Raw genomic sequence first — 4,222 nt, forward strand, 5'->3', positions numbered from 1 at the left:
GTCCTGCGTCTTCTCTTCTCATATTTTTCCCTCCCCCCCCCCTCTCCCCCCCCCCCCCCCCCCCCCCCCCCCCCCCCCCCCCCACACCCGGCCATGAGTCCCGTTGTCAGAGGCGTGCGTTTCACTGTCTGTCATGAACGAAGAGGAACTGCTCGCGGCCGTCCACGGCTTGCTCCGGCCTGGCACGGGAACCTTGGAGTGTCGCGAGGCGGGGCACTCGGCAGGGCATGTGTGCCTGGCAGCTTCCGACGAGGTCGGATCGTCCGCGCTGACCGAGAGTCTCAGCGGCCGGTACGGACAGCCACGCGCTCTCGTCATGGGCGGGCACGTCGATCCGGCGGTGACCGAGCGGACAGGGCTGCCGCTCCTCGTCCCGTTCGGCGAGCGGCTGGTCGAGATGCGGGCGTGGGCGTACGCCGGCCGATGGATCGGCTGCGGTGCGACGCGGACCAGCGAGGGCATGAGGCCCGTCGTGGTCGTCGCCGAGCGCCTTGATCCGGCGGTGGACGTGCTGCCGGAGGACGCCTCCTGGGTGGACCGCGTCGTCGCGGTCACAGGGTGGGAACCGGACCTGGCCCGTACGGTCGACTGGGCTGCGATCGAGGACCGGCTGGGGACCGCACTGCCCAGCGACTACAAGCGGTTGGTCGAGTTCTTCGGCCATGGCGCGTTCGACGGCTTCCTCCAGTTGTCCGTACCCGATGCCCCGTTCCAGAGTGCCGACATCGTCCGGCACACCGAGTGGCTTGCCGAGTGGTCGCGGGTGCGCGGCAACGACCTGTGGGAGCCGTACGACCTTTTCCCGGCTCCCGGCGGGTTGCTCGAATGGGCCGGCTCCGAGCAGGCCGACCGGTTCTACTGGCTTACCGAGGGCCCCGACCCCGACAAGTGGCCCGTCGTCATGTCGGAGGAGGTCCCCGACTCCTGGCAGCGCTTCGACGGCTCGACCGCCGAGTTCGTCCATCGCTTGCTCACAGACCCGCACCATCCCTTCTCGACCGCCCGTTACTTCGACGTCCACTGGTTCCAGAGCTACGAGAGCCCTGAATCGGACGGCGACTGACCACATCGGCAGCCCTCAGTGCGGTTGCCCGAGAGGCGGGAACCCGTCACCGCAAACCCAGGCGCGCGAACCAACGGTCCCGTCGCCGCCGACGAACCAACGCCCCAAAGGTTGTACGTCTTCGGTGACTTGACTGTGTGCGCATCGTCACGCCCGTGGCCCGTGATGATCGTGAGGCGGCATCCGCTTGATCGATCGGGAGTCCGGAAGCAGGTCTCCCGGCTGATCGAGCAGAGGGGTGGGGTCCCATGAGTCCGGAGGACGGACGTGGCACGGGCACCAGGAACATGCGGTCGTGCGCGGCGGATTTCGTAGCCCGCGTCACCGCCCGCAACCGGCTGCCGCTGGACTACTCCGTGGCCAGCCTGCGCGTCGTGGACTTCCTGATCGACGGGCTGCGCAAGGGCGGTACCGGACGTGAGCAGGTGCGGGACACGCTGTTCGGGCTCGGTGCCTATGTCGGTGAGGTGCTCGTGCGTCGCGCGGGCGCGGTGTGGGTGGACTTCGACGCCGACCAGCGCGCCTACTTCGGGCAGGCGGTCGGCGTACGGATGCCGGACGGCCGGGTCTGGAACCCGCTCGGAAAGGTCCGCAACCGCTTCGAGCTCGGCGGGCCCGGAGAATCGCTCCAGACCTTCTATCTGACGCTGCACGGTCGGGCCAGGAGGGTCGTCGCGTGAGACTGACCTCCGCCGTGCCGGCGGTGCTGCTCGCCGCCGTACTGACCGGCTGTGCGGCCTCCGCGGACGAGGGGAAGCCCGCGGGGTCCGCACAGCCCACCGCCCAGCGCACACAGGCCGCCCCCGCCGAGCCCGAACCACCGCGCACCGCCGCCGAGTTCCTCGCCCGCGCCGAGGAGGCGATGGCCGGGCAGAAGGGGTGGACGTTCTCGGTGCGGGGCCGCGAGGGTCTGGTCATGCCGGGCCGGCAGAGCGCCGCGACCTACACGGCCACCGTGCGCCGGACCACGGGCGACCGCTGGGCGCTGCACTCCACCGGCGCCACGTTGAGCAAGGGCGTGAGCAGGCCAGAGGAGATCTACGTCGCCGACGGGACCGCTTACGTCAAGAAGGGCACCGCCGCCTGGGAACAAGGGCCCCTCACCGACCCGGAGTTCGCGGACCGGGTGGAGGACCCCCTCGCCGCGCTCGACGCGTTCCGGCGGTACGGCGACGAGGTCGCCCTCGCCACGCCGGACGGCCGCGTCGAACTGCGCACCCGCACGACTTCCGCCCCGCTGACCGGAGTTCGGGACCGGGGCGTCGTACGAAAGGCCCTTCGCGAACTCGCCCCGACCCTGCGGCAGTTGCGCGCGGCCGGAGTCACCGCACCCGAGAGCGAGATCAGCGTCGGCGGCGTCGAGGAGACGCTCGTCCTCGACGCCGCCACGTACCGGATCACCCGGCACACCTTCACGTGCACCTTCCTGATCCCCTACGACGGGCAGCGCATCCGGTACGAGCAGGACGTGACCGAGCGGACCTCGGGGTCGTACAAGGGGACCGTCTCGCTGCCGGAGGGGTTGAGGTGATGGACATGGTCGAACTGGTCTACCGGCCGACACGCGCCGACATTCTCGCGGGCATCCTGGTGCGTGAGCGCCGCCGGGGTCTGTTTCTGGTCCGCTGGGGCCTCACCGGGCTGTTCGGGGCCGCCGCCGTGCCGGCGATGACCGCGTCGAACGGCTCCGCGGTGTCAGGGGTGCTCGCCCTCTTCTGCGCGGCCATGATCTGGTCGATCCCGCGCCTCCAGGCCCACCACGTGCTGCGCACCGTCGCCTGGCAGGGCGAGTACCGGACGAGCGTGAGCGAGACGGGGATCGCGACCGAGACCGTGCACACGACTCTCGTCCTGCGCTGGTCCGTTTTCCGCGGTTACCGCGAGGCCCGGGACCACGTGGTCCTGCTCAGCCGCGACCCGAACATCCTGCTCGTGGAGTTCCTGCCCAAGCGAGGGCTCCGGTCCGAGCAGGACGCGGAGCGGCTGCGCGACCTCTTGAGCCGTCATCTGCCCCGCATCTGACCCGTCACGCCGCCCGGGCCTGCGCCGACACCGCCGGAAAGCCTTCCGTACGCAGGACCTTCCGCCCGGCGTCCACCGCGAACACCTCGCAGCCCTCCCGGGACGCCGCCCACTCGACGCCCTCCCTGCCCATCGCGAACCCGGCCGTCGCCACCGTGTCCGCCAGCGTCAGGGAGGACGCCACGACGGACAGGGACAGCAGGCCCGTCGCCGGGTGCCCGGTGCGGCCGTCGACGATGTGGTCGCCGCGCTCGTACCGGGCGGACGTGGCGACCGCGCCGTCCGTCAGTTCCAGCACGGTGCACAGCTTGTCGGCGTGCTCGGGGTGCCGTACCCCCACCCGCCAGGGCCCGCCGGAGGCGACCACGTCACCACCGGCGTTGAGCACGAAACGCCGCGCACCGGCCGCCCTCAGCAGCTCCGCCGCCCGCTGCACGGACCAGCCCTTCACCACCGCGCACGGGTCGAGGCCGCGTCCGGGCAGCCGTACGTCGAAGGCGCCGCCGGTGGCGAGCCGGTACTCCTCGCACAGCGTCAGTACCTCGTCCAGATCGGCGCTGACGTCGCCGCGCGCGATCTCGCCCCGGTCCAGCCGGCACACCTCGCTGTCCGCCTTGAACGGGCTGAACCGGGCGTCGACCTCGCGCAGCCACGCGAACACGGCGTCGGCCGTCTCCTCGCCGACGTGCTCGTCGTCCACCCGCAGGGAGACCGGGAAGCCCATGACGTGTTCGACTCGGCGCATGATCAGCCCTTCGCGTCGATCGCGGCCTGGAGCGACTCCTTGTAGCCGTCGGTGGTGATGGTGGCGCCGGAGACGGTGTCGATGTCGGCGCTCTGGGCCTCCAGGGTTTCCGCGATCAGTTTCGGTACCGCGGCCGTGGTCTGGGGGTGGTTGGGCTGCTGGAGCATCTTCACGGACGCGATCTTGGTGCCCGTGAAGGTCACCTGGACCTGCACCGGGCCCTTGTCGGTCTGCACGGTCGAGCCGTCGACCGTTTCCGAGGCGGTGGACGCGGAAGAGGCAGCCGCCGACTCCCCGTTCGCGTCGATCGCGGCCTGGAGCGACTCCTTGTAGCCGTCGGTGGTGATGGTGGCGCCGGAGACGGTGTCGATGTCGGCGCTCTGGGCCTCCAG

Annotated in this window: 6 protein-coding genes; 4 read left to right on the plus strand and 2 right to left on the minus strand. The window is 70.9% G+C overall.

What is annotated here, in order from left to right; translation table 11 throughout:
* Window positions 1–133 precede the first annotated feature (133 nt).
* From ACZ69Q_RS01445 to ACZ69Q_RS01460, 4 genes are all read left to right on the plus strand, one after another.
* Window positions 134–1,063, plus strand: a complete 930-nt coding sequence (locus ACZ69Q_RS01445) for an SMI1/KNR4 family protein (RefSeq protein ID WP_471034335.1) — start codon at window positions 134–136, stop codon at window positions 1,061–1,063.
* A 248-nt stretch (window positions 1,064–1,311) separates the two neighbouring features.
* Complete coding sequence (locus tag ACZ69Q_RS01450; protein ID WP_471034338.1) at window positions 1,312–1,743, plus strand: hypothetical protein; 432 nt, start codon at window positions 1,312–1,314, stop codon at window positions 1,741–1,743.
* The gene (locus ACZ69Q_RS01455; RefSeq protein WP_471034341.1) at window positions 1,740–2,594 is read left to right on the plus strand and encodes a hypothetical protein; all 855 of its coding nucleotides are present in this window, start codon (window positions 1,740–1,742) and stop codon (window positions 2,592–2,594) included. The genes ACZ69Q_RS01450 and ACZ69Q_RS01455 overlap by 4 nt, the downstream gene beginning before the upstream one ends.
* 5 nt (window positions 2,595–2,599) lie before the next feature.
* Window positions 2,600–3,085, plus strand: a complete 486-nt coding sequence (locus ACZ69Q_RS01460) for a PX domain-containing protein (protein WP_471034345.1) — start codon at window positions 2,600–2,602, stop codon at window positions 3,083–3,085.
* 4 nt (window positions 3,086–3,089) lie between these two features.
* Here ACZ69Q_RS01460 and ACZ69Q_RS01465 read toward each other — a convergent pair whose 3' ends face one another.
* Window positions 3,090–3,830, minus strand: coding sequence for an FAD:protein FMN transferase (locus ACZ69Q_RS01465; protein ID WP_471034348.1), 741 nt, complete (start codon window positions 3,828–3,830; stop codon window positions 3,090–3,092).
* A 2-nt stretch (window positions 3,831–3,832) separates the two neighbouring features.
* The coding region (locus tag ACZ69Q_RS01470) for an FMN-binding protein (protein WP_471034349.1) at window positions 3,833–4,222 on the minus strand (390 nt) is incomplete at its 5' end.

The organism is Streptomyces sp. NPDC036764 (genome assembly GCF_055609385.1).

Excerpts from the sequence above, each read along its gene's own strand:
- ACZ69Q_RS01460 (WP_471034345.1), top strand. The coding sequence starts at position 2,600 with ATGGTCGAACTGGTCTACCGGCCGACACGCGCCGACATTCTCGCGGGC.
- ACZ69Q_RS01445 (WP_471034335.1), top strand. The coding sequence starts at position 134 with ATGAACGAAGAGGAACTGCTCGCGGCCGTCCACGGCTTGCTCCGGCCT.
- ACZ69Q_RS01450 (WP_471034338.1), top strand. The coding sequence starts at position 1,312 with ATGAGTCCGGAGGACGGACGTGGCACGGGCACCAGGAACATGCGGTCG.
- ACZ69Q_RS01465 (WP_471034348.1), bottom strand. The coding sequence starts at position 3,830 with ATGCGCCGAGTCGAACACGTCATGGGCTTCCCGGTCTCCCTGCGGGTG.